This is a genomic window from Actinoplanes sp. NPDC004185 (assembly GCF_053603475.1).
Genome location: NZ_JBSGFR010000034.1, coordinates 24,554 through 47,098, shown reverse-complemented (window position 1 = coordinate 47,098; position 22,545 = coordinate 24,554). Strand labels below are relative to the sequence as shown.

Genomic DNA, 22,545 nt, shown 5'->3' with positions numbered 1-22,545 from the left:
CCTAGCGCGCCGTCGCCTCGCGGAGGTCACTCAGCCACTCGACGCCGAGCCGCCGGCCGTCGGGAAACTGGTCGTCGCGATCCCAGCGCCACGCAGTGATCATCGCCAGCATGACGGCCCGGCAGTCGCGGAGCAGGTCGTGGTCGACCCCCGGATAGAAGTCCGCGACCTCGCCGGGTGCGTGGGCCAGGTCGAACTCGACCGGTCCACGGCAGCACGTCTCAAAATCGATGAAGAGCGGGCCGAGCGCGGTCGGGAGCAGATTGCCCGGGTGAGGTTCGCCGTGCAGGAGCTGTTCGGGCCGGCCGCTGTCGCTGACCGCCCGGCGCAGCCGGTCCAACGTGCCGGCGAGAAAGGCCCGGTCCGCGTCGATGAGCTTCGGCGTCCGGTCATGGTCGGCCACGAGCGTCCAGGCCTCGGCGATCCGATCCGTGAAGTGCGGGGCGGCCAGATCGACCCGCCGCATCCCGGCATGCAGCCGCTCGAGCGCGCCGGCGTAGTCCGCGGGCGGGATCGCTTGCGTGGTCACCGGTTCGTAGTAGGTCCACAGGGTGACCACAAAGTCGCCCCGGACGAAGACCTCGGGCGTCTCCAGGGCGGCCACCGGGCTGCCGAGCTCGAACAGTCGCTGAGCGACGTCCACTTCGAACTGGGCGGACTGGTGTGCTGCCGGAGCGACCCGGGCCAGCACGTCGCAGGGCTGAAGGCGCAGGGTGAGTGCGTTGGAGTTGTGCAGCACGACGGTGTGGTGGGCGGTCAGGCCGAGCGATGCGGCGGCTGACAGGGCTGCCTGGGTTGCCCGATGGGCCGCGTCCGCCTGCATCGGAGCACCGTAACGCGACGTTGCCGGAGCAGCAGCCGTATTTCGACCCCGCGACGTTCCCTATGTCGTGTGACCGTCACAACTCTGGCCGAAACTTCGAAGGTTCGCTGTCCTGGGAGTGCAGGCAACCTATTCGGGGGTTGCCGATATTCGGGGGAGAAGCGGGATGCGTAGATTACTGAGTTTCGCTGCTGCGTTCGCGCTGCTGATCACCGGCAGTGCTGTGGCGGCGTCGCCGGCGGTGGCCGCCGCCCCGCCGGTGACGATCATGCACGCGAACAGCCTCGTCTGCCTTTACCAGGCGTTCGACGGGAACGGGGCCGCGACCGTCAACGCATACTTCGCCCCGAGGAGCCCCTGCGCGGTGTACGGCGGAAACGCCCAGTGGCGTTTCGAGTACGCCGGAGGCAACAACATCTATCGGATCGTGAACCACCGCTGGGACCCCCGTGGCCTTTGGTGTCTGTCCGCTCCGAACAACCAGTTCAACGAGACTGTCTACGTCGAGCTGTGCGACCCGGCGATGCCGGGCAAGCAGTTGTGGCTGCCCTACGTCAACACTCTCAACGGCATGAACCGGCTCAAGAACATCGGCACCGACAGATGCCTCTATCGGAGCGATACCGAAGGTTACCGCCACCTGCCCACCATGATTTCTTGCACCGTGTCGGGCGGGCAGAACGACTCCGAAGACTTCAGGTGGAGCTGACCGGCCCAGCAATCCTCATCGGTACCGGCGAAGGCACCGGACGAGAATTTTCCGGGCAATGCTCGCCGCCGCTCAGGGCCAGGAGCGCCGAGGCTGGTCTGACTATCGCTAGACGTTGCTGCGCTTCATGGGAAGCCAGCGGAACTCCGTCTCGACCACGAAGGACTCCGAGATCCGTTCTACGCCCATGCGTGAATAATCCTTCGCCTCGTCACCGGCGTGCTCGTCTGCCGCCGGCCGCACGTGTCAGCTGCTGCATGCAGACCACCGTCCAGTCGATTACTTTCTCGGCAGGGGTGAACCCGGCTTCGATCGGGTAGTGTGCCGTTTCGTGTCGAAGTCCGGATCGCTGGCCCTCGCGCGGGTTCTGGCGCATTGCGGTGGCTCGCCGGCCGAGGCGGTGAAGTATTCCGCTGGGGCGATCGCGGACGACCCCAGCGACCCCGAGCCGTACGAGTTTCTCGGCGAACTGCGTCGGGAGTTTCCTGGCGAAGTGGCGGCGGCCGTCGCGGCGCCCAGCGATCTCTGGCAGTTCGTGCTTGATGCCTACGTGCGTTTCCTTGACGGCGACATGGATGCTGCGGCCGGGCGGCTGGGCTCGGTGATCGGCTATCGTCCCGGCGTTCCTTGGGCGTCGGCGCCCTGGTTCGGCGATGAGCGCTTCCTCGCAGCGGTCACGGCGGCCGGCCTCTCCGATGCCTGCCTGAACATCACCGATTACGGCGCCGACCTCAACAACGACGTGGTTCGCGGGCATCTGCGGCCGTGGCTGCGGGCCATCAACCTGGTCTGTGACCGGGAGCCCGAGCCGGAAGCGATGGCGCGCATGGCGATCCTGTTGCGCTTGTGTGGGCGTACGGATGAGTCGTTGGCCCTGTGTGACCGCGCGGACTCGGTGGCGCGGGTGATGCTCACCGAGGTCGTCCGCGCGGGGACCTGGCGCGTTCTCGGCGACCGGGGGCAGACAGTGGCTGCTTTCGAGCGGGCGCTGCGGCTCGAGCCGGGCAACTGGTCGCTCTATCTCGATCTGGCTGATCTGCAGGCGGAGCGCGGTGACTTCGCCGCGGCCGCCGGTCTGGTCGGCCAGGCCCTCGAGCACGAGCCGCAGGAGATCACGCTGCGGGCGGCCGGCGCGGCGTACCGGACCCGGGCCACAGGCTCGGTCACCGACCTGGACCTCCTGCTGGAGCTGGCACCGCAGGTCCCGCATGCGGGCTATCGGAACGGACTCATCGACCATGCTCTGGGCGCCGAGCAGCTACCGTCCGACCGGATAGCGGCAGCCCGCCAGCTCCAGGCCCGCGACTGACGCATTCCGCGTAACCCGACGGTGACCAGCCGGTCCAGCTGAGCGGGCTGCAGGAACGGCGCCAACTGTTGCGGCCTGGCCAGGACCGTGTCGAGCCGTACGGTCGGGAGCCGCGCCACCAGATCGACCAGAGCGGAGGCCCGGTTCCTCACGCCGGGCAGATCCGACGCGAACCACAGCAGGTCGTCCAGCGCCGGGATCATCGCGTGTGGACCGTGGTCAGGCCGGCGACCACGAGGCAGGCGAAGGCAACACAGCGGCGGGCCAGCGCATTGTCCTGCCGATGTTAGTGCGCCGATCTGTGCCGTCTCTTCATCGCTTGGGGCTACGCCGAATGCGCGCGTTCGCCCTCGCACGTACCGCAATGGGAAAGGAGCTGCACCACTCACTGCCGACGCTGTTCGCTGCCCTCGGCGGCGAACGACGGTGACAACGGCTGACCAAGGGGAGTCAGCTGCGTGACCGAAGGCCTTGGGTCCGTGCCCGAAGACCAACCCGCTCAGACTGGGCGTCTGGGCGCCCGGTCGGCGGCTGAGCGGGTGATGTGGCAGGCATTCGCCAGGGATCTGCCGCGATCCATGCGGCGTAGTGCGCTCCGGCCGACTAATCCTTCGCCAGGTAGACGCGCCGGCCGAGGTGTCCCGGCCAGCGGGCGCCCGGCTCGCCGACGTGGATTGATGCCTCGATGTCGATGAGCTTGTCTTGGAGGGCGTGCAGCTCGAATACCAAGTCATCGACGGCTTCCTCGACCTGTGCACTGCGCTCATGAACGGCGACGTAGAGAATGACCCGGTCCGGCTCCGCGCGAACCGAGATGGCCCGCATTTCACGGGAGATCAGGCCGAGGGCGGCTTGGACGACATCGAGGACCACGCGATTCTCTCGCGCTAATGAGGCTTCCACTGTCAACTCTCAGGCACGATAGATGGCCACAGGCATCGAGTACTCCGTCCGCCGCCGGACGATAGTTGCAGGGCCGCCCCATCGCACGCCAGTTCTCCGAGTGGTCGACGCACTGGCCTGTCCCTATGAGGCGCGATCAAAGCCCGGCCCACTGACGCCTACCCGTTCACGCACGTCGGGATTGCTGTCGCCTACAACGGGCGTCGCCGATCCCACCACGGCAGGGTGGAGCACAAGTGTGGGTCAGGGAGGGTACGTCGGTGGAACTCGCTGTCGAGCTCGTCGATGAGCTTCGTCAGTGCTCGTGCTGCGGAGGTGGTGAGCTCCCGTCGAGTACCTCTTCGAGGACGGCTCGTGGGTGTCGGCCACAGCAGCACGGGAGAAGTATTCGGGTGGAGGGCCGCCGGGATATCGTCCGCCAGCTGGTCAAGGCCTCGATGGTGGCACCTGACCAAAGTCCTCGCCGGGCCCAATGCTGGGCCGCTTCCGCGGCATAGAGCCTTTTCTCGTAGAGGACGTTCCGTTGCGCAACCATGGCTGGGTTGTAGTGAAGCGACTCAGCAAGATTCCCTCGCATGCCGCGATCCTTGTGTAGGGCTACGGCTGGCGAATTTCGGCGATCGCCATGCCGGTGGCTCCGGGCGGGACGTGAGCGACCACGTGGCCGGCTGGATCGATGATGCAGGTCGGGCCGAGGGCCACTCGGGTGTTGTCCCGCTCGCCGGTGACGTCGGCCGATGCCAGCCACATGCCCGTTTCGTGGACACGCTGAGCCCGGATGTCGTTGTGGCGGTGCTGCCACCACAGTGCCTTGTCCCGGGGCATCATGTTCTGCGCCGGCACGAGCAGCATTTGCGCCCCGGCCGCGGCGACTGCGGCCGCGGCTTGCCGGAACTGGGTGTCGTAGCAGATGTTGATGCCGAAGCGCACGCCGCCGCAATCGAAGACCGGATAGTCGTCGCCCGGCGTGAACACCGCTTCGCCGCTGGTCAGAAACATTTTGCGGTAGCTGCCCAGGACGTGTCCGCCTGTGATGACGACTGCCGTGTTGTAGTACTCGTGGTTGCGTCGTTCGATGATGCCCAGGACCAGCAACTGGCGCACTGCGGCCAGCCGCGCCAGGACCGCGGCGAACTCGGAGGACTCCACCTCCAGCGAATGGGTCTGCACATGCTGGTCGGTGACCAGATAGCCCTGCAGGAAGCACTCCGGGAACAGCAGCAGATCGACGTCTGCCGCGTCCGCCTGCCCGGCGAAGTCACAAACGACGCGCACCGCCGCGTCCACATCACCGAGAATCTCCGGCGTCTGGCACGCACCGATCAGCATCAAGCGAACCTATCGGCCGCAGAAGCGCCCGTGTGCAGGCTCAGCCGCGGGTCGCATATGAGTCAGCCGGCGGCGTGTACGGGTACGGCGAAACCGCTCGGCGGCGACGCTGACGACAACGGTCAGGCCCGCACGGAGCCGCGATGAGGTGGCACATCCCGGTTGCGGACGGCTTCATCGGAGCAGCAAGCTCACCGACTCTTTCGCGATCGCCGACGCCGAAACTGATGTCGCCGTGGGCAGCATCGGCCTCTGGACCGGCAACGTCTCCACCGGGCGAGCGTCCACCGGCTATTGGATCGCACCTGAGTACCGACGCCGCGGATACGTCAGCACTGCGCTACGGATTCTCACGGCTTGGGCCAGCTCGCTGGAGGACATCCAGCGGCTGGAATTGTTCGTGGAGCCATGGAACGAAGGATCGTGGCGAGCCGCGGAAGCGTACGGGTATCAACGGGAAGGGCTTCTGCGCAGCTGGCAGCAGGTAGGGGCCGAACGAAACGCGGCCGGCGAGGCGGGTCCCCAGCCATGGGCGCCGTTTACAGCGGCAATTCGAGCTCCCAATCAGCGAACGGAGGACTCACCTCGTAGTTGCTGTCGCAGGCGCTTCGGATCCACTGGGCGGCGCGATACTCCGCGTCGGGGTAGTTGGTCACCAGACCCGACTCGTCGACGTCCAGAACATTGGCGAAGACAGCGAATACCTGCTCCAGGCCCGAGCCGTACGTCAGGAAGACGGAGCGATAGTCGATGTCCTCCAGCAGGTCCATGACGAGCGTGCCTTCGGCCAGGTAGAAGGCGAAGAAGCGAAGCGCTGACCGGACATTCTCGGGTAGTTGTGCCACGCTGTGATCATCCCTTGAGCCGCTTCCCCCGGAGTCGGCAGCGCACTGTCATGCCGCTGACTGTGCGCGGGGCTGGGCACCGCAATGACGTCCGGTAGCGTTTGACCGGGCCACTTTCAGCCAGTCAGGGTGACATCCGCCGATCGTGCGCTGCTCCCGTGGCTCCACCAAGATCGGGGGGCTGGGCCGAGTTCAGAAAGGGACGTGCATGACGCGTGTCGTGGTCATCCATCGCGTTGCTGATGTCGACCGCTGGCGCGCAGCCTTCGACGCGGCCGCCGACCTTCGCGCCGCGGGTGGCGAGCTCGGCTTCGAGGTGCTGCACGCCGACGACGACCCTCATTTGATCGTGCACCTCGCGCAGTGGACGACGGTCGCCGAGGCGCGGGCTTTCTTCGAGTCACCTGAGGTCGTTGCGATCCGGAAGCGTGCCGGGGCGGAGCCGCCCACCTTCCTCTACCTGGTCGAGTGACCTGAAGTTGATCTCTCGCTGAGCGGATGTCCCGTCAGGAGAGGCGGAGGCGTAGGTAGGAGCGGTCGTCGAAGCTGGTCTGGCCGGCCATGACGCCCTTGGTCCCGCACAGCGGGCCGATGCAGTGCGGGTCCTCCGCCAGCAGCTCGGCCAGCCGCGCCTCGGTCTCCGCCAGCGTCGGCAGGATCACCGGATAGCCGTCGCTGGCCAGCACCAGCTCTTCGACGTGCCGGGGCACGTCGTGCACGACGATGAGTGAGGGCGGCACCGGACGGCCGTCGATCGCCGCGAAGCCGTAGGGACCGGTGGTGTTGCGCAGCGCGCCTTGGCGGGATATCAGCGCCCGGGCCGCGAGCCGGCCCGGATCGGTGACAGTCAGATCCAGCGCTCCGGTCCCGACGCCGGCGATCTCGGCCGCGATCACCGCCGCCCGGAACTCGGCGGCGATCCGGTCGAGCGGCTTCCGCGGCTGCCCTACCGCCGCCGGCATCCCGGCGTAGGAGAAGCCGACGTCTCCGAGCTGCCACACCTGCCTGCGCTGCCGCGAGTAGATGGTCACCGACGCGCTCGGGCGCAGGTGCGGCGGCAGCTCCGGGTCGATCCGCTCGGCCAGTGTCGAGGTCAGGCGGACAGTGGCCGACTCCACGTCGGCGTCCTCGGGGAGAGCGGTGATGGCCGAGACGCAGGCCGCCATCGCCCATCGGCCCCCGGTGACGGCCGGCACGCCGTACCCCTGGCCGGTTATGTCTGTGGCGCCGTCCACGATCGCCGCGTGACCCTCCGTCACGATGACGGCGTCCTCGCAGAGCTGGGGATCGCCGGCCTTGCCGGCGACGAAGCTCTCGACGGCCCGCACGTCGCTCAGCCGCCGTCGGCCCAGGCGTCGAGGTCCAGGCGTTGCAGCACGTGCGGGGCGAACATGCCGCAGACCGACAGGATGGCGATCAGCGTGAACAAAGTGCGCAGCACCAGCACCTCGCCACGACCGCCGACCTTGATCGCTATGCCGTTCGGGACCCCGATCATGCGCCACATGCGGCGGCCCATCGGGATGGGCCACAGGATCGGTACGCCGTTCTTGGTGATCATGTCGCCCAGCAGGTGCACGACGCAGCCCACGCCGACCGCGAAGCCCAGCATCGGATAGCCGCGGTCGCCGGGCAGGTTCGCCGCCGTGAACCACGCGATGACGCCCGAGGCCAGGGTCACGATCACCCAGCCGGCGCGTTCGGCCCACTCGTCGAACAGCCCGCGCAGGGCCAGGCCGGCCATGAAGAACACCACCGCCACGACCGCCCACTTGCCGGAGCCCGCGCACAGTGCCGTCGTGCCCCAGCCGACCAGCGCCGCGAACGGCAGCGTGTGGGTGAATGTGCGGTGACCGTTGTTGCGGCGCGGGTCCTTGCTCAGCTTCGTCGCCGTGTAGATGCCGAGCGAGATCTTCTCGATGACCTCGGCCACGAACAGCGAGAACACGCCGAACGTGCGGGCCACGGTAGCGCCGCCCTGGTTGCGGGTCACCTTGCCGGACAGGTCCAGGTCGGGCAGCAGGGCGCCACCCGCGCAGACCGTGGTGCCGACCGCGATCGCGAGCGGCGACTGGGCGTACCCCGCGAAGTGATCCAAGGCCCAGCTGCCGGCCAGCCAGACGGCCGCGCCCGACAGCGCGTGCGACGGACCCATCATGGTCGTGCCCACCCCTCCCCGTGACCCCGGCGCGACATGGCCGGGGGTAAACCTGGCCACTGTCGCAGAGCGGGGAAGGGCGGGCAACGACCGCCACGTCTATTGTGGAGTGGTTACGATCACCTGTAGGTCGGTGCGTTCCACGGTGCGACGTGGTGGCGGTAGGCGTACTCGGCCCGGTAGCGACCGTACCGCGCGTGCCGCATCAGGCCCATGACCAGGAACACCAGCGGGATCGCGGGCCAGAAGAAGTGTGCTCCGGAGAGCGCCCAGAGGCCGGTCAGGAAGAGGGCCAGCATCGCGACGAAGCCGGCGTGGCGGCGTACGCCCCGGCGTGTCGCGGCCTGCGCCTCCGGCGTGGCGGCCAGTGCGCGGCGGCCGTTGTGGGGCAGGTCGGCGGTCAGCGGGGCAAGCTCGTCGCGGTACTTGGCCGCGTACACCTGACCGAGCCTTTCCTCGCCCTCCTCGAGGGTGAGCCGGCCCTCGGTCATCGCGGCCCGCAGGATCTCGGCCACCTGCTCGCGCTCGGTGTCGGAGGTGCGGAGCCGATTCGGACCGGACCGGGTGGGATCGCTGGGATACACGGTGACCTCCTGAAACGTGGCGGGACTGACTTCCAGGGTGGCGGATCCGGCGCCGGGCCGCGTCGGCCCGGCGGAGCATCCGGTACGCCCACCGCCATACGCCCTCAGGAGTACGCGACGGCCGGCTGTAGTACCTGAGGCGCACGAGACCGTCGTTCTTCGTGCGGATGCCCGGCCCAGCCGCGGTGCCGTAGGTTCGAGAACGTGCCAGACCCGGGCGTACGCGACCAGCCGTCTTCCCTCCGGGGGAGACCGTCTGCTGCTGCCCGCAAGGCGGAGTGGGAGGAGTGGCGCCGCCGCAGCCGCTCGGCGGACTGGCCCGGTTACGCACGTCGCCGGTCACGGCACGGGCACTGGCGTGGTGCGGTCATCACCGCTCTCTGCTTCCACATCTTCGGCAACTGGACGCACGCCGCCCACCTGGCTCACCCGTGGGACGTCATCGCCTGCGCCCTGCTGCTGGCCGGCCCCCTGGCCCTGGCCTGGCGGGGACGCGCGCCGGTCGTGGTGCTAGCGGTCGCCGGCGCGGCCTCGCTCGGGTACGCCGTCCTCGCCGTCCCGTCCTGGACGTACGCTGTCGCGCCGGTCATCGCCTTGTTCACCGCGGTGCGCACCGGCCACCGCCGCTCCGCGCTGATCGCCGTGGCCGGCGGCTACCTGGCCTACCTCGTCGTCATGGTGGTCTGCGCCGATCCGCTCGGGATCGCGGCTGCCGCCCGTCCGACCGCGCGCGACGCCGTGTTCACCGGCTTCGGGCTGGCCCTGACCGCGTGGCTCGGCAGTGCCGCCGGGGCCCGTGCGGCGTACCTCGCCGAGATGTCGAAGGTCAACGCCGAGCGGGCCCGCGCCCGCGAGGAGCAGGAACGCCGCCAGGCCGCCGACGAGCGGTTGCGCATCGCCCGCGAGCTGCACGACGTGCTCGGCCATCACCTGTCGCTGATCAATGTGCAGGCCGGGGTGGGCCTGCACCTGATGGACAACCGGCCGGAGCAGGCCCGCGAGGCGCTGACCGCGATCAAGACCGCGAGTGCGGAGGCGCTGCGGGAGGTTCGCGCCGTGCTCGGCGTGCTGCGCCCCGAGGAGGAGGCCGCACCCCGCCAGCCCGCGCTCGGCCTGGACCGCCTCACCGACCTCACGGCGGACGCCGGCCTGCCGGTGACGACCGAGACCGTGGGGGAGCGGCGGGACCTGCCGGCGGAGGTGGACCGCGCGGCGTACCGGATCGTCCAGGAAGCCCTGACGAACGTACGCCGGCACGCGGCGACCGGCACCGCGGCCACCGTCTCCGTCACCTACGGCCCGGACGAGCTGCGCCTGACGATCCGCAACGATGCCGGCAGACCGGCCCCTCGACCGGACCTCGACGCGGCACCGGAGACCGACGACGGCGGCAGCGGCATCGCCGGGATGCGGGCCCGGGCCGCCAGCCTGGGCGGCTCCCTCGAAGCGGGCCCGTTGCCCGACGGCGGTTACCTGGTCTCCGCGGTTCTGCCCACCACCCCGACAAGGGAGCCTGCATGATCACGGTGCTGCTGGCCGACGACCAGGCCCTGGTGCGGGCCGGATTCCGGGCCCTGCTGAACGCCGAGCCGGACATCGAGGTGGTCGCCGAGGCGGGCGACGGGCTGGAGGCGGCCCGGCTGGCCGCCGAGACCCGCCCGGACGTGGTGCTCATGGACATCCGGATGCCAGGGGTGGACGGCCTGGAGGCGACCCGCCGCATCGCCGCGGACCCGGCCCTGGCCGGCACCCGGGTGGTCATCCTGACCACGTTCGAGCTGGACGAGTACGTCTTCGAGGCGTTGCGCACCGGCGCATCGGGCTTCCTGGTCAAAGACACTGAACCGGTCGAGCTGCTCCGCGCGGTCCGGGCGGTCGCGGCCGGCGACGCCCTGCTGTCGCCGAGCGTCACCCGGCGGGTCATCGGCGAATTCGCCACCCCGGGCGGGCGCGGTCGTCCGTCGGGGCCGCCCGAGGAGGCCGAACGCGCGCTGGAGCAGCTCACCGACCGGGAACGCGAGGTGATGGTCCTGGTCGGCGAGGGGCTGTCCAACGACGAGATCGCGGCCCGTCTGCTGATCAGCCCGGCGACGGCCAAGACGCACGTCAGCCGCACGATGGTGAAGCTGGGGGCGCGGGACCGGGCGCAGGTGGTGGTGCAGGCCTACGAGGCGGGGCTGATCCGGCCGGGCTGGTTGGCCTGAGACCGCGCGGTCGCGGCTGGGCGGTGTGGTTAGGCGGTTGTGGTTGGGCGGTCGCGATTGGGCGAGCTGCGGCCGAGCGGGCGCGGCGGGTGCGGTTGGGGTGCGGTGCGGTGCGGCGAGGTGCGGTGCGACGGCGCGCGGTGCGACGGGGTAAGGCGCGGCGGGGTGAGGCGCGACCGGGTGGCGCTCGGCGGGTGGGCTTCGCCCGGAGGTGGTGTCAGACGCCGGCGGCGACCGCCACTCCGAGCAGGACCAGCACCCCGCCGGTGACCACCTGCACCCGGCGATGCACCGCCGGCCGGGACGCGAACGACCGTCCCCGGTTCACCGCCCAGGTGAACACCACGTACCAGCAGGCCGTGACCACCGCCCACAAGCCACCGAGGGCGAGGCTCGACAGCAGCACCGGCCCGTCCGCCGTCACGAACTGGGGGAGCAGCGAGATAGCGAAGACACCGGCCTTGGGGTTGCCGAGGTTGGTCGCCAGCCCGGCGAGGTAGCTGCCCCACCGGACCGGCCGCTGCGGCGCTCCGGCTGTGGGCGGGGGCTTGCGCAGGGACAGCAGGGTGTTCACGCCGAGGATGGCGAGCACCGCACCACCGGCCGCGCGGATTGTTGCGTACGCGCCGGGGTTGGCCAGGATGATCGCCGACAGGCCGGCGGCGGCTGCGGTCGTCCAGATCAGCAGCCCGGTCGCCGTGCCCGCGATGCCTGCCCATGCTGCGCGGAGTCCGCCGGTCAGGGTCTGGCGGACCATGAGGGCCTGTCCGGCGCCGGGGAGCATGGCGAGCAGCCAGGTTGTGCCGATGAAAGCAGCCAGGTGAGTGGGCATGGGACCAGCGTGCGGGCATCCGAGTGTGAAGTGAAGGCTGCGATTCGGCAGGTAGCGTTAGCTATTCTTCACGCATGGAGCCGGCCCAGCTGCAGCTGCTCGCGCTCATCGACCGCTTCGGTTCGATGGCTGGGGCAGCGCAGGCGCTGGGTCGCACGCCCGCGGCGGTCACGCAGCAGCTGGCCAAGGCGGAGCGGGAGCTGGGGACGACCCTGGTGCATCGTGGGCCGCGGGGCGCCGCCCTCACTGCCGCCGGCGCCCTGCTGGCCCAGCATGGACGGGTCATCGACGAGGAGACGCGGCGCGCCGCTTCCGGGCTCGACGGGCTGCTCGGGCGTCTCTCCCTTCGGCTGCGGATCGGCGCTTTCCAGGCCGCCGCTCTGCACCTGCTGCCACCGGCGCTCACCGCCCTGCGCCACCGCTACCCGGACGCCGACCTGACCGTCACCGACATCACGTCCGACGTGGGCATCGACGAGGTTGTCGCCGGCCGCCTCGACGTGGCGGTCATCGCCTCCTGGGACACCCCGCTCACGCCGCCGGAGCGGGTCACCCTCCATCCGTTGCTGCGCGACCCGATGGTCGTCGTGCTGCCCGACGACCATCCCGCGCTGGCCGGGGCTTCCCCCGTCGGCCTGGCGCAGCTGCGCGACGAGGCCTGGGTGACCATCCTGGCCGGTCACGCCGCCCGGGCCCAGTTCGACCGGGTCACCGCGGCCGCCGGCTTCGTGCCGCGGATCCGCTTCCAGACCGCGTCGTACGACGTCGCCCAGGCACTCGTGGGCACCGGCATCGGCGTCGCCCTGGTGTCCCGGCTGGCGCTCGCCCACGCACCGGGCACCGCCCATCGGGCCCTGCGTCCTCCCGTGCCGCACCGCGACCTGCAGGTCGTCACGATGACCGACGCCACCGTCACGCCGCTGGTCGCGGTGTTTCTGCGGCTGCTGCAGGATGTCGCGGCCAGAGGCGACGCGGACGAGTGAGTGCGGCCGCCTACTTCTCGACGTACTTCTTCAGCAGTTCGTAGTACTGGCGGTCGCCGACCTGGCTGTAGACGTTCCGATCGGCGCCGAGCAGCACCATGAACGGGCATTCCTCGTCCTCGCCCGACAGCGTCTTCTCGATCACCTTCTTGCCCGTCGCCACCTCGTACAGGGCCAGCCGGTACTTGGCCTCGCGCAGCGGGATCTTGAGGCCCTTGGGGTCGTCGTACTTGCAGCTCTTGATCTTCTTGCCGGTCTGCACCAGGTCCACGCAGGCCACCAGGCGCACCTTGCCCGGGGACGACGGGTCCCACGCCTGCTGCTTCGGCTTCGTGTACCAGTTCGGGATGTCGAACAGGGTGGCCTCGTGCTTGGTGTCGAAGTCCTTGCTGTCCTGGGCGAAGATGCTGACCGGCTGGGTGCCCGACGACTTCACCTTCGGCGACTTCGGGTAGTACCACTGCTCGCAGACCCGCTTGAGGTCGTCGGCCGTGCGTACCGGATAGGTGCTGGCCCGCGGGCCGGTGGCCGTGTCGGCCTCCGTGTCCGGGGTCGCGCCCGGCGCGGCCGGCGCGCCCGGGAAGCTCAGGCCCTTCGTGACCGGCGGTGTGGTCGACCGCATCGCGTGCACACCCAGGAAGCCGGCCCCGCCCAGACAGCCCAGCACCAGCACCACAGCGGTGACCGTCCCCCAGACGCGCCGGAGCGAGCGCTGTGGCTGTGGCTGCGGCGGAAATGCCGGCTGATCAGGTGCGGTGCGCGTTTCATCCATGGGTCGCCTCCCCGTGTACCGGCATGCAAGCGGCGATCATATAGGTACCGGTCAGTAACCGGGGACCGCGTTCTCGCCGGGCCCGGCGAACCAGGCCGGCGCGTTCTCCGGCAGCGACGTGCGGATCCGGACCAGGGCGAACGGGTTCAGCTCGGGCAGCGCGTCCGGGGCGAACCAGCCGACTGCGATCGACTCGGAGTCGTTGACCCGGGCCTCGCCGGCCACCGCCCGGCAGCGGAACCAGGTGTTGACCATGTGGCAGCGGTCGCCGTTGCCGTAGACCACCTCGTGCAGGGCCACCCCGGCCAGGCGTTCGATCTCGACCTGGATGCCGGTCTCCTCCTCGACCTCGCGGACCAGCGCGTCCGCGGGCTGCTCACCGGGGTCCATCATCCCGGCGATCACCGACCACTGGTGGTTGTCGCTGCGCTGCCCGAGCAGGATCTCGCCGCGGTCGTTGAGGATGATCGCGCTGACCGTCGGGAACATGATCAGGTCGTGGCCGACCCGGGCGCGCAGCTTCTTGACGTAGTCGGAGGCAGGCATGGGCCGACCTTAACGACGGCCGGTCAGCGCCCGAGCGCGACCTGGCCGGCGTAGAGGACCGCCACCGCGACCGCCAGCCCGCCGAGGACCAGCCGCAGCCCGCGTTCCGGCAGGCGCGGTTGCAGGTGCGCGCCGACGTACCCGCCGACCAGGCCGCCCGCCCCGCAGAGCAGGCCGATGCCCCAGTCCGGGGCGATGTCGCCCGGTCCGGCCCAGCCCAGCACGGCGAAGGCGGCGGCGCCGGCCACCGACGTGACGAAGGTCGAGGCCAGTGCCGCGGGCGCGACGACCGCCACCGGCAGGCCGCGGCCGACCAGGATCGGGCCCAGGATCGACCCGCCGCCGATGCCGTAGACGCCACCGACCACCCCGACGCCGAGGGCCAGCGCGACGACGCCCCGCTGCGGTGGTCGTCCGGTCACCGGCCGTTCCGGCGGTGGTGGTGGTTCGCGCAGGCAGAGCCACACGCCGAGCGGCAGCAGCAGCACGGCGACGATCACCCGGAACACTCCCGGGCCGGGCACCGCGAAGACCCGCAGGACCGCCCCGGCCGTCACACCGGGCAGCGTGCCGAGCAGCAGCAGCCTGGTCAGCGGGCTGGCCAGGCTGCCCCGGCGCCGGTAGCGCAGCAGCGCACCCGGCCCGGACACGACGTTGAACAGCAGGTTTGTCGGCGTCACCGCCGGGTTGGGCACGTCCAGCACGCTGAGCTGCACCGGCAGCAGGAACACCGCGCCGGAGACGCCGACCGGGGTGGTCACCAACGCGATCACGAATCCGGCGGCGACGGCGAACACCGAGGTCATCGGGCCAGTGTGCCGGGCCATTGTTAAGCCGGACGATCTTCGGGCACGGCCTCCGTTAGTGTTCGTAACACCTGCCGGTAACAATGCAGCGAGGTCCGGACGAAGGGGGTGGGCGGCGGCGTGGCGGAGCGCGAGCGCCTGGCGCAGGCGGACTCCGGCGAGCGGCCCTGGCGTGCGTGGGGGCCCTATCTCGCCGAACGGGCCTGGGGCACGGTCCGGGAGGACTACAGCGAGCACGGCACCGCCTGGGACTACTTCCCGCACGACCACGCGCGCTCCCGGGCGTACCGGTGGAACGACGACGGCATGGCCGGCGTCTGCGACGACCGGCAGACGTTCTGTTTCGCCCTGGCCCTGTGGAACGGCGCCGACCCGATCCTCAAGGAACGGATGTTCGGCCTCGGCGGCGACGGCGGCAACCACGGCGAGGACGCCAAGGAGTACTGGTGGTACCAGGACTCCACGCCGACCCACTCGTGGATGCGCTGGCGCTATCACTACCCCCAGGCCCCCTTCCCGTACGACGAACTGGTCCGCGTCAACGGCCACCGTTCCCGGGAGGAGCCGGAGTACGAGCTGATCGACACCGGCGTCTTCGACGACGACCGGTTCTGGGTCGTGACGGTCGACTACGCCAAGGCCGACGTGCACGACATGTGCATCGTCGTGACCGTGTCGAACCGCGGCCCGGACGAGGCCACGCTGCACGTGCTGCCGTCGCTGTGGTTCCGCAACACGTGGTCGTGGGGCCTGCCCAACCGGCCGGTCCCGGTGATCACCGGCAGCCCCGGGCGCCTCGACGGCGAGCACCGCACCCTCGGGCACATCACCCTGGACGGCGAGGACGCGCCGCCCGCGCTGATGTGCGACAACGAGACGAACGCGCAGCGGCTCTGGGGCCTGCCCGGCACGAGCATGTACCCCAAGGACGGCATCAACGACCACCTCGTCGCCGGCGCCCCGACGGTCAACCCGGCCGGCGTGGGCACCAAGGGCGCGCTGCACTACGAGGTGACGCTGGGCCCGGGGCAGACCCGCGAGATCCGGCTGCGGCTCACCCGCACCGACGACGGGCCCGGGGCGCCCGACCTCGGCGATGGCTACGCGGCCGTGGTTCGGGACCGGCTGGCCGAGGCGGACGCCTACTTCGCCGAGCTCATCCCGGCCGCGGCCTCGGCCGAGGAAGCCGCCGTGGCCCGGCAGGGCATCGCCGGGCTGATGTGGGGCAAGCAGTTCTACCACTTCGACGTCAAGCAGTGGCTGCACGGCGATCCCGGCTCGGCGCCACCGCCGCCCGGCCGGCGCTACGGGCGCAACAACGCCTGGTGGCACATGAACAGCTTCGACGTCATCTCCATGCCCGACCCCTGGGAGTACCCCTGGTACGCGGCCTGGGACCTGGCCTTCCACTGTGTCTCGATCGCCCGGGTCGATCCGGGCTTCGCCAAGTCGCAGCTGCTGCTGTTGCTGCGCGAGTGGTACATGCACCCCAACGGCCAGATCCCCGCGTACGAGTGGGCCTTCGGTGACGTCAACCCGCCGGTGCACGCCTGGGCCGCGCTCAACGTCTTCGAGATCGACGGTGGGCGGGACTTCGACTTCCTGGCCCGGGTCATGCACAAGCTGCTGCTGAACTTCACCTGGTGGGTCAACCGCAAGGACGTCGGCGGCAACAACGTCTTCGAGGGCGGCTTCCTCGGGCTGGACAACGTGGGCCCGTTCGACCGGTCCGCGGCGCTGCCCGTGGCCGGGGTGCTGGAGCAGTCCGACGGCACCGGCTGGATGGCCATGTACGCGCTCAACATGCTCGACATGTCGATCCGGCTGGCGCTGCACGACCGCACCTACGAGGACATGGCCACCAAGTTCTTCGAGCACTTCGCGTACATCGCCGAGGCGGCGTACCGGCAGGGGCTGTGGGACGACGAGGACTGCTTCTTCTACGACGTGCTGCGTCTGCCCGACGGGCACCGGATGCCGCTCAAGGCCCGGTCCATCGTCGGGCTGCTGCCGCTGGCGGCGACCACCCGGCTGTCCGCCGGCACCCTCAACCGGCTGCCCGAGCTGGCCGCACGGCTGCGCTGGCTGCTGGCCGGGCAGGCCGAGTACGCCGACGTGATCAGCGCGCGCCGGCTGTCGGCCGACGGCCGCCAGCAGCGGCTGCTGTCCATGGTGGGCCAGGACCAGCTGCTGCGGATCCTGGCCCGGATGCTCGACCCGGAGGAGTTCCTCTCCCCGTACGGGCTCAGAACGCTCTCCCGGGCCCACCTGGAGAAGCCGTTCACGGTCCACCTGGGCGGCTCGGAGTTCACCGTCGGCTACGAGCCGGCCGAGAGCACCAGCGGCCTGTTCGGCGGCAACTCCAACTGGCGCGGCCCGGTCTGGATGCCGGTCAACTACCTGCTGATCGAGGCGCTGCGGGAGTTCGCGGCGTTCTTCGGCGACGACCTGATGGTGGAGTACCCGACCGGCTCGCAGACCAAGATGCCGCTGAGTGCGGTCGCCGACGACCTGTCCCGGCGGCTGGTGTCGCTGTTCGTCCCGGACTCGTGGGGCCGGCGCCCGATCTACGGCGCGTCCGAGGTCTTCCAGAACCACCCGGACTGGAAGGACCTGATCGCCTTCCCCGAGTACTTCCACGGCGACAACGGCGCCGGCCTGGGCGCTTGGCACCAGACCGGCTGGACGGCCCTGGTCGTGGATCTCATCCTGACCTTGCATCGCTGAGCCCGGCGGACACACCACTCCGCCCGGCGGCCGCACCGCCCGGGCGGAGGGTGTCCCCGGATCAGAGGGCGGAGATCACGGCCGGGTAGATCCTCCAGGCAACCGTGGCGAGTGCCGCCGCCGTCGTCGCGATGACGAAGGAGGCCGCCAGTCGCCTCAGCGGCATCCGGCTGGCCAGGATGTGCTGCACCAGGTGGACAGCTGCCAGGCACAGGGACACACCCAGCGCCAGCAGAACGCCGCGGAGGGCCAGCACCGCCTGGGCCGCCGGCTCGTGATCTGTGCTGGCCAGGGGCTGGGTCAGGAGGCTGAGGAGCGGTAAGTTGGTCATTGCAGGTCTCTTCTCGTCTTCACCACGGACGTCAGGCTTTGCATCTGAGTCGCCTCCGGGTCGCATCCGGGGGCGATTCGCGTTTCCGGGTCCAGATCGGACGGATCGAGCGGGGCGCGGTGGAGAACGCGGGAGCGGGGTGCGTCTTCGTCGGCGGGGCTCTGTGGCCATCACTGATCTCCCTGCAGTTCACTTCAGGGAACTTCGATGAACTTATGGTAGGCGCCCTTCAGGGGCCGAACAATGCTGATATCTCGATTCAGTCACGTTCACGCGCGTCCTTGAGCGCCATCTGGCTGCTTGAGCTAACGTTCTGGCCTTCCAGCCGCGTTCGTCCTAAACTTCGTCGCACTTGCTTGAAGTTCAGTGAAGGAAAATGACATGCAGCCGGCAGTGTCGCCCGATGCCCGTCTTGCCCGGCGCCTGCGTGCGCTGCGGGAGCGGCACTGGCCGGGTGTCAAGGTCACGCAGCAGCAGATCGCCGAGGCGCTGGGCGGCGGGACCGCGCTGAGCCTGTCGCTGATCTCGTCCTGGGAATCGACCCGCAAACCGGTGCTGCCCCCGGCCAATCGCCTGGCGGGATACGCCACCTTCTTCGCCAGCCGGCGCAGTGTGGCGTCCGATCCGGCGCGACTGCTCAGCGAGCGCGAGCTCAGCGACGAGGAGCGAGCCGAACGCAACGAGCTGTACGCCGAGCTGCTGAGCCTGCGCTTCCCGGAGGAGCCGCAGCTGGTCGACGAGTCGCCGGCCCTGTCCGCCCGGCGCCTCGCCCTGTCCGCCCCGGTCGACACGATCGGCGGCGGCACCTGGTTCTTCCCGGATCAGCGACCGGTCGTCATCGTGCCCGGCAGCCTGCCGAAGCGGATCCGCGACCGCATGCCGTTCACCGACCCCCACGACCCCGACTACGTACGGTCGTACATCCTGGCCGACCTGGACGCGTTGCTGGAGTTGCACGGCCACATCCGCGCGGTGAACCCGGCCGTCGACGTCCGCATCCGCCGGTCCGAGGAGATGGACGAGGACGACTTCACCAAACACCTGGTCCTGATCGGCGGGGTCGACTGGAACCCGGTCAACCGGGACATCACCCGCCGCCTCGATCTGCCGGTCCGGCAGCAGATGCGGCCGAACGACGAGGACTCCGGCTACTTCTCGACCGTGGACGGCGCGACCTTCGAGCCGGTCCTGGACGAGGCCGACGGGAGCCTGGTCGAGGACGTGGCGCACTTCTATCGAGGGAAAAATCCTTATAACGCCCTCCGCACCGTGACACTATGTAACGGCATGTACGGACGCGGAACGTACGGGGCCGTCCGGTCGTTGACCGACGCGAAGTTCCGCGACCGCAACGAGGAGTACGTCCGCAAGGCCTTCCCCGACTCGTCCGAGGTCAGCATTCTGATGCGAGTCCGGATCAACCCGAACGGAGACGTGGTGACCCCGGACTGGACGCTGGCCGAGAACCGCCTGCACGAGCGGCCGACGGTCAATGGGTGACGCGCACCGCCGGATCCACCACGCGAGCCATCGGAATCTGATCCAGCCGTCGGCCCCGGGCGTCCGCCGCGCACCCGTCGACGCCATCATCGTCCCGAGCGCCCGGGCGGCCGGCATGCTCAGCGAAGCCGGGCGCCTCGCCGTCGAGCTGGACTGCACCCTGCTCGTGCTGTCGAGCAAGCACTCGGAGGCGGAGAAGGTCTTCCGGTATCTCACCGGCCGCGGCGTGGACCGGGTCATCGCCGTCGACTTCCCCGCGGCGGGCGTGCCGCGGTTGCCCGGGCTGGAGACCTCGACCGTTCTCGGCGGGTCCCGGCTGCAGCGGCGGACGGACACGAGCGCGAAGCGCAATCTGGGACTGGTGCTGGCGCGGGTGCTCGGCTGGAAGAACGTGGTCTTCCTGGACGACGACATCACCGTGCCCGAGGCGGCCGACCTGGAGCGGGCCGCCGGCGCGCTGCCCGGCCGCGACGGCGTCGGTCTGCACATCGGCGGGTTCCCCGACAACTCGGTGGTGTGCCACGCCAACCGGGTGACCGGGGCGCCGCAGAGCACGTTCATCGGTGGCGGGGCCCTGGTCGTCCCGGCCGACCGGATGGACTCGTTCTTTCCCGAGATCTACAACGAGGACTGGTTCTTCCTGCTCGGCGACACGATGCTGCGCCCGGTCGGGCAGATCGGTACGGCGCTGCAGAAGCCGTACGACCCGTTCGCTGATCCCGATCGCGCCCGCCGGGAGGAGTTCGGCGACGTCCTGGCCGAGGGCCTGTTCGCGCTGTTCGACGACGGGCTCAAGATCGGCGACGCCGGTCCCGGTTACTGGTCGGGGTACCTCACCACGCGGCTGGAACTCATCATGAGCATCCAGGAGCGCCTCGATCCCAGCGAGCTCCAGGGCAAGCAGATCCTCGAGTCGCTGACCGCGGCGCGGGGCCGCTTGCAGTTCATCAAGGCGGACCAGTGCACCGAGTATCTCGCCGCCTGGCAGCGGGACCGGGTGCGCTGGCGCGGCTTCATGAACGGCATGCGGCCGATCCGGCGCCTGCCGGCCGGGATGACGCCGGTCGACGTCGCGCTGACCCGGTTCGGTCTGCAGCAGATCACCCGTCGGGCCGGGGCGTCGCGCCCGCCAGCACCGACGCCAGCAGGCTCACCGCGAGAGCGAGTGGCAGTAGCGTGACGAGCGCCGATCCCAGGCCGGCCCCGTGGGCCAGCCAGCCGATCGCCAGCGGTCCGAAGATGCTCGCGCTGTAGCCGACGGCCGTCATGTGGGCGACGGTGGCGGCGGTTCCCACGTCGCCCGCCGCGGTCAGGGCCGCCGGGAAGACCCAGCAGATCCCCACCCCCCACCCGACGGCACCCACGTAGCCCCAGGGCGCCGGGGCGTTGAGCACCACGATGCCGATGCTCACCCCGGCCAGCAGGGCCCCGGTCCGGACGACGCCGGTGGCGCCCACATGCTGGTGGGGGCGTTCGGCCGCCAGGCGCCCCGCGGCCATCGCGGTCACGAAGAGGGCGTAGGCGAGCGCGGCGCCGCTCTGCGACAGTCCTCGTTCCTTGTGGAGGAAGACGGCGAGCCAGTCGCCCGCCGCGCCCTCGACCGTCGCCCCGCAGAAGATCAGGACGCCGATGGCGGCCAGCCGCCGGACCGGCCGGCGGGCCGGCGCCGGTGACCGGGCGAGATCCGGCTCGGAGGGCTTGTCCTGGTTGAACGAGGCCAGGCTGCGCCCGCAGAACCCGGCGGCCAGCACGCTCACCACGACCATGTGCGCGAACAGCGGCACGGACAGGTGCACCGCGGCCAGGGCCAGCCCGGCTCCGGCCATGCTGCCGACGCTCCACCATCCGTGGAAGCGGCTCATCAGGTGCTTGCCGAGCTCGCTCTGCACCGCGTAGCCCTGCATGTTCATTCCGGCGTCCCAGACGCCGCCGCCCACGCCCAGCCCGAACAGCACGACCGCGAGCACCTCCGGGGACCGGGTCAGGGCGATCCCGACCAGGCACCCGAGGGTCAGGCCGAAGCCCAGGGTGACCACCCGCCGGCTGCCCCAGCGCGTGGCCGCGGCCCCCGTCACGGTCATCGCCAGCATGGTCCCCAGGCCGAGCATCACCAGCGCGAAGCCGAGCCGGACGAAGTCGGAGCCGGTCTGCTCCACAACGCTGGGAAGCCGGGACATCCAGGACGCCTGGGTCGCGCCGCTGACGGCAAAGATGAGACTCACCTGCCGAGCCGTCCGCACGAAGTTACCCCCGTCGATCACTGTAGCGGGGCCCGTCACTCCCTGCTGATCCGATAGGGGCGCTGGGTGATGGAGCTGCCGGACCCGGTCCGCTTAGACTCCCGGGCATGGAGTTCGGCGTCGGCTATTTCCCCACTCATGACGGACTGGGCCCGGGTGCGGTCGCGCGGCTGGTGGAGGACCGCGGGCAGGACGCGTTGTTCTTCGCCGAGCACACGCACATCCCGGCGAGCCGGCTGTCGCCGTGGGGTGACGGCAGCCGCGAGCTGCCCCGCAAGTACACGCACACGTACGACCTGTTCGTGGCGCTGACCGCGGCGGCCGAGGCGACCAGCCGGCTGCGCGTGGGCAGCGGCGTCTGCCTGGTCATCGAGCGCGACCCCATCATCACCGCCAAGGAGGTCGCCAGCATCGACCACCTGTCCGGCGGCCGGCTGGAGTTCGGCGTCGGCGCGGGCTGGAACCGTGAGGAGATGGAGAACCACGGCACCGACCCGCGGACCCGTACGGCGCTGCTCACCGAACGCGTCCAGGCGATGCAGGCGATCTGGACGCAGGACGAGGCCTCGTACGCCGGGGAGTTCGTGACCTTCGACCGGATCTGGTCGTGGCCCAAGCCGGTCCAGCGGCCGTGGCCCCCGGTGCTGATCGGCGGGGGCGGCCCGACCGTGCTGGACCGGGTGCTCGCCTGGGCCGACGGCTGGTTCCCGCAGTGGCACGACAAGGACCTGTTCGCCCGCATCGCCGAGCTGCAGGCCCGCGCCGACCGGCCGATCCAGGTCCAGGTGCTGAGCGTCCCGCCGGAGGCCAAGGCGCTGGAACAGCTGGCCGGCGCGGGTGTGCACCGGGCGTCGAGCTGGCTGCCGTCCGGGCCCCGCGACGAGGTCGAGGCCGGCCTGGAGAAGTGGGAACGGGCGATAGCTGAGTTCACCGGCCGCTGAGTT

Annotated in this window: 23 protein-coding genes and 1 pseudogene; 11 read left to right on the top strand and 13 right to left on the bottom strand. The window is 70.2% G+C overall.

Features of this window, described 5'->3' with window-relative positions:
- Position 1: 1 nt before the first annotated feature.
- Entirely contained in the window at positions 2-823 is an 822-nt protein-coding gene (locus ACWEOZ_RS30215) for a phosphotransferase family protein (protein ID WP_451914053.1), read from the bottom strand.
- 166 nt (positions 824-989) lie between these two features.
- Between ACWEOZ_RS30215 and ACWEOZ_RS30210 the strand changes: the two genes are divergently transcribed.
- Together ACWEOZ_RS30210 and ACWEOZ_RS30205 are read left to right on the top strand one after the other, a co-directional pair.
- Positions 990-1,532: a hypothetical protein gene (locus tag ACWEOZ_RS30210; protein ID WP_451914052.1), complete on the top strand. Its 543-nt coding sequence runs from the start codon at positions 990-992 to the stop codon at positions 1,530-1,532.
- 331 nt (positions 1,533-1,863) lie between these two features.
- On the top strand, positions 1,864-2,841 hold the full coding sequence (locus ACWEOZ_RS30205) for a tetratricopeptide repeat protein (RefSeq protein ID WP_451914051.1): 978 nt from the start codon (positions 1,864-1,866) through the stop codon (positions 2,839-2,841).
- A gap of 603 nt (positions 2,842-3,444) precedes the next feature.
- Here ACWEOZ_RS30205 and ACWEOZ_RS30200 read toward each other — a convergent pair.
- Together ACWEOZ_RS30200 and ACWEOZ_RS30195 are read right to left on the bottom strand one after the other, a co-directional pair.
- On the bottom strand, positions 3,445-3,714 hold the full coding sequence (locus ACWEOZ_RS30200; protein WP_451914050.1) for a hypothetical protein: 270 nt from the start codon (positions 3,712-3,714) through the stop codon (positions 3,445-3,447).
- Between the two features lie 627 nt (positions 3,715-4,341).
- Entirely contained in the window at positions 4,342-5,073 is a 732-nt protein-coding gene (locus ACWEOZ_RS30195; protein ID WP_451914049.1) for a carbon-nitrogen hydrolase family protein, read from the bottom strand.
- Positions 5,074-5,221: 148 nt separating this feature from the next.
- On the opposite strand from ACWEOZ_RS30195, the pseudogene ACWEOZ_RS30190 reads away from it, so the two are divergent.
- Positions 5,222-5,515, top strand: a pseudogene (locus ACWEOZ_RS30190) (GNAT family N-acetyltransferase); the annotation flags it as partial.
- A gap of 97 nt (positions 5,516-5,612) precedes the next feature.
- Here the strand turns inward: ACWEOZ_RS30190 and ACWEOZ_RS30185 are convergent.
- Entirely contained in the window at positions 5,613-5,918 is a 306-nt protein-coding gene (locus tag ACWEOZ_RS30185) for a DUF7677 family protein (protein WP_451914048.1), read from the bottom strand.
- A 208-nt stretch (positions 5,919-6,126) separates the two neighbouring features.
- On the opposite strand from ACWEOZ_RS30185, the gene ACWEOZ_RS30180 reads away from it, so the two are divergent.
- Positions 6,127-6,390 (top strand): antibiotic biosynthesis monooxygenase, encoded by a 264-nt coding sequence (locus ACWEOZ_RS30180; protein WP_451914047.1) that lies wholly within the window; start codon positions 6,127-6,129, stop codon positions 6,388-6,390.
- Positions 6,391-6,424: 34 nt separating this feature from the next.
- Here the strand turns inward: ACWEOZ_RS30180 and ACWEOZ_RS30175 are convergent, their stop codons facing one another.
- The 3 genes from ACWEOZ_RS30175 to ACWEOZ_RS30165 form a co-directional block, all read right to left on the bottom strand.
- Complete coding sequence (locus ACWEOZ_RS30175; RefSeq protein WP_451914046.1) at positions 6,425-7,246, bottom strand: hypothetical protein; 822 nt, start codon at positions 7,244-7,246, stop codon at positions 6,425-6,427.
- A 5-nt stretch (positions 7,247-7,251) separates the two neighbouring features.
- Positions 7,252-8,076, bottom strand: coding sequence for a metal-dependent hydrolase (locus tag ACWEOZ_RS30170; protein ID WP_451914045.1), 825 nt, complete (start codon positions 8,074-8,076; stop codon positions 7,252-7,254).
- Positions 8,077-8,195: 119 nt separating this feature from the next.
- Entirely contained in the window at positions 8,196-8,660 is a 465-nt protein-coding gene (locus tag ACWEOZ_RS30165) for a DUF1707 SHOCT-like domain-containing protein (protein WP_451914044.1), read from the bottom strand.
- Positions 8,661-8,864: 204 nt separating this feature from the next.
- Between ACWEOZ_RS30165 and ACWEOZ_RS30160 the strand changes: the two genes are divergently transcribed.
- Together ACWEOZ_RS30160 and ACWEOZ_RS30155 are read left to right on the top strand one after the other, a co-directional pair.
- The gene (locus tag ACWEOZ_RS30160) at positions 8,865-10,181 is read left to right on the top strand and encodes a sensor histidine kinase (RefSeq protein ID WP_451914043.1); all 1,317 of its coding nucleotides are present in this window, start codon (positions 8,865-8,867) and stop codon (positions 10,179-10,181) included.
- Positions 10,178-10,864, top strand: a complete 687-nt coding sequence (locus ACWEOZ_RS30155; RefSeq protein WP_451914042.1) for a response regulator — start codon at positions 10,178-10,180, stop codon at positions 10,862-10,864. Before ACWEOZ_RS30160 ends, ACWEOZ_RS30155 begins: the two co-directional genes overlap by 4 nt.
- A 217-nt stretch (positions 10,865-11,081) precedes the next feature.
- Here ACWEOZ_RS30155 and ACWEOZ_RS30150 read toward each other — a convergent pair whose 3' ends face one another.
- On the bottom strand, positions 11,082-11,696 hold the full coding sequence (locus tag ACWEOZ_RS30150) for a LysE family translocator (protein WP_451914041.1): 615 nt from the start codon (positions 11,694-11,696) through the stop codon (positions 11,082-11,084).
- Positions 11,697-11,770: 74 nt separating this feature from the next.
- Between ACWEOZ_RS30150 and ACWEOZ_RS30145 the strand changes: the two genes are divergently transcribed.
- A complete protein-coding gene (locus tag ACWEOZ_RS30145) occupies positions 11,771-12,679 on the top strand; it encodes a LysR family transcriptional regulator (protein ID WP_451914040.1) in 909 nt (302 codons plus the stop codon).
- A 10-nt stretch (positions 12,680-12,689) separates the two neighbouring features.
- Here the strand turns inward: ACWEOZ_RS30145 and ACWEOZ_RS30140 are convergent, their stop codons facing one another.
- The 3 genes from ACWEOZ_RS30140 to ACWEOZ_RS30130 form a co-directional block, all read right to left on the bottom strand.
- Positions 12,690-13,355, bottom strand: a complete 666-nt coding sequence (locus ACWEOZ_RS30140) for a hypothetical protein (RefSeq protein WP_451914039.1) — start codon at positions 13,353-13,355, stop codon at positions 12,690-12,692.
- 147 nt (positions 13,356-13,502) lie between these two features.
- On the bottom strand, positions 13,503-13,997 hold the full coding sequence (locus ACWEOZ_RS30135) for an NUDIX hydrolase (protein ID WP_451914038.1): 495 nt from the start codon (positions 13,995-13,997) through the stop codon (positions 13,503-13,505).
- A gap of 23 nt (positions 13,998-14,020) precedes the next feature.
- Positions 14,021-14,803, bottom strand: a complete 783-nt coding sequence (locus ACWEOZ_RS30130; protein ID WP_451914037.1) for a TSUP family transporter — start codon at positions 14,801-14,803, stop codon at positions 14,021-14,023.
- A 120-nt stretch (positions 14,804-14,923) separates the two neighbouring features.
- On the opposite strand from ACWEOZ_RS30130, the gene ACWEOZ_RS30125 reads away from it, so the two are divergent.
- A complete protein-coding gene (locus ACWEOZ_RS30125; protein WP_451914036.1) occupies positions 14,924-17,530 on the top strand; it encodes an MGH1-like glycoside hydrolase domain-containing protein in 2,607 nt (868 codons plus the stop codon).
- Positions 17,531-17,591: 61 nt separating this feature from the next.
- Here ACWEOZ_RS30125 and ACWEOZ_RS30120 read toward each other — a convergent pair whose 3' ends face one another.
- Complete coding sequence (locus tag ACWEOZ_RS30120) at positions 17,592-17,861, bottom strand: hypothetical protein (RefSeq protein WP_451914035.1); 270 nt, start codon at positions 17,859-17,861, stop codon at positions 17,592-17,594.
- Between the two features lie 381 nt (positions 17,862-18,242).
- Between ACWEOZ_RS30120 and ACWEOZ_RS30115 the strand changes: the two genes are divergently transcribed.
- Positions 18,243-19,361, top strand: coding sequence for a helix-turn-helix domain-containing protein (locus tag ACWEOZ_RS30115; RefSeq protein ID WP_451914034.1), 1,119 nt, complete (start codon positions 18,243-18,245; stop codon positions 19,359-19,361).
- Positions 19,354-20,541 carry a hypothetical protein gene (locus ACWEOZ_RS30110; RefSeq protein WP_451914033.1) on the top strand — a complete coding sequence of 396 codons (1,188 nt, stop codon included), beginning with the start codon at positions 19,354-19,356 and terminating at the stop codon, positions 20,539-20,541. The genes ACWEOZ_RS30115 and ACWEOZ_RS30110 overlap by 8 nt, the downstream gene beginning before the upstream one ends.
- Here ACWEOZ_RS30110 and ACWEOZ_RS30105 read toward each other — a convergent pair.
- Positions 20,462-21,583, bottom strand: a complete 1,122-nt coding sequence (locus ACWEOZ_RS30105) for an MFS transporter (protein WP_451914032.1) — start codon at positions 21,581-21,583, stop codon at positions 20,462-20,464. The two genes, ACWEOZ_RS30110 and ACWEOZ_RS30105, sit on opposite strands and share 80 nt — an antisense overlap.
- 125 nt (positions 21,584-21,708) lie before the next feature.
- Here ACWEOZ_RS30105 and ACWEOZ_RS30100 point away from each other — a divergent pair, with 125 nt between their 5' ends.
- The gene (locus ACWEOZ_RS30100) at positions 21,709-22,542 is read left to right on the top strand and encodes an LLM class F420-dependent oxidoreductase (RefSeq protein WP_451914031.1); all 834 of its coding nucleotides are present in this window, start codon (positions 21,709-21,711) and stop codon (positions 22,540-22,542) included.
- The last annotated feature ends 3 nt before the right edge of the window (positions 22,543-22,545 follow it).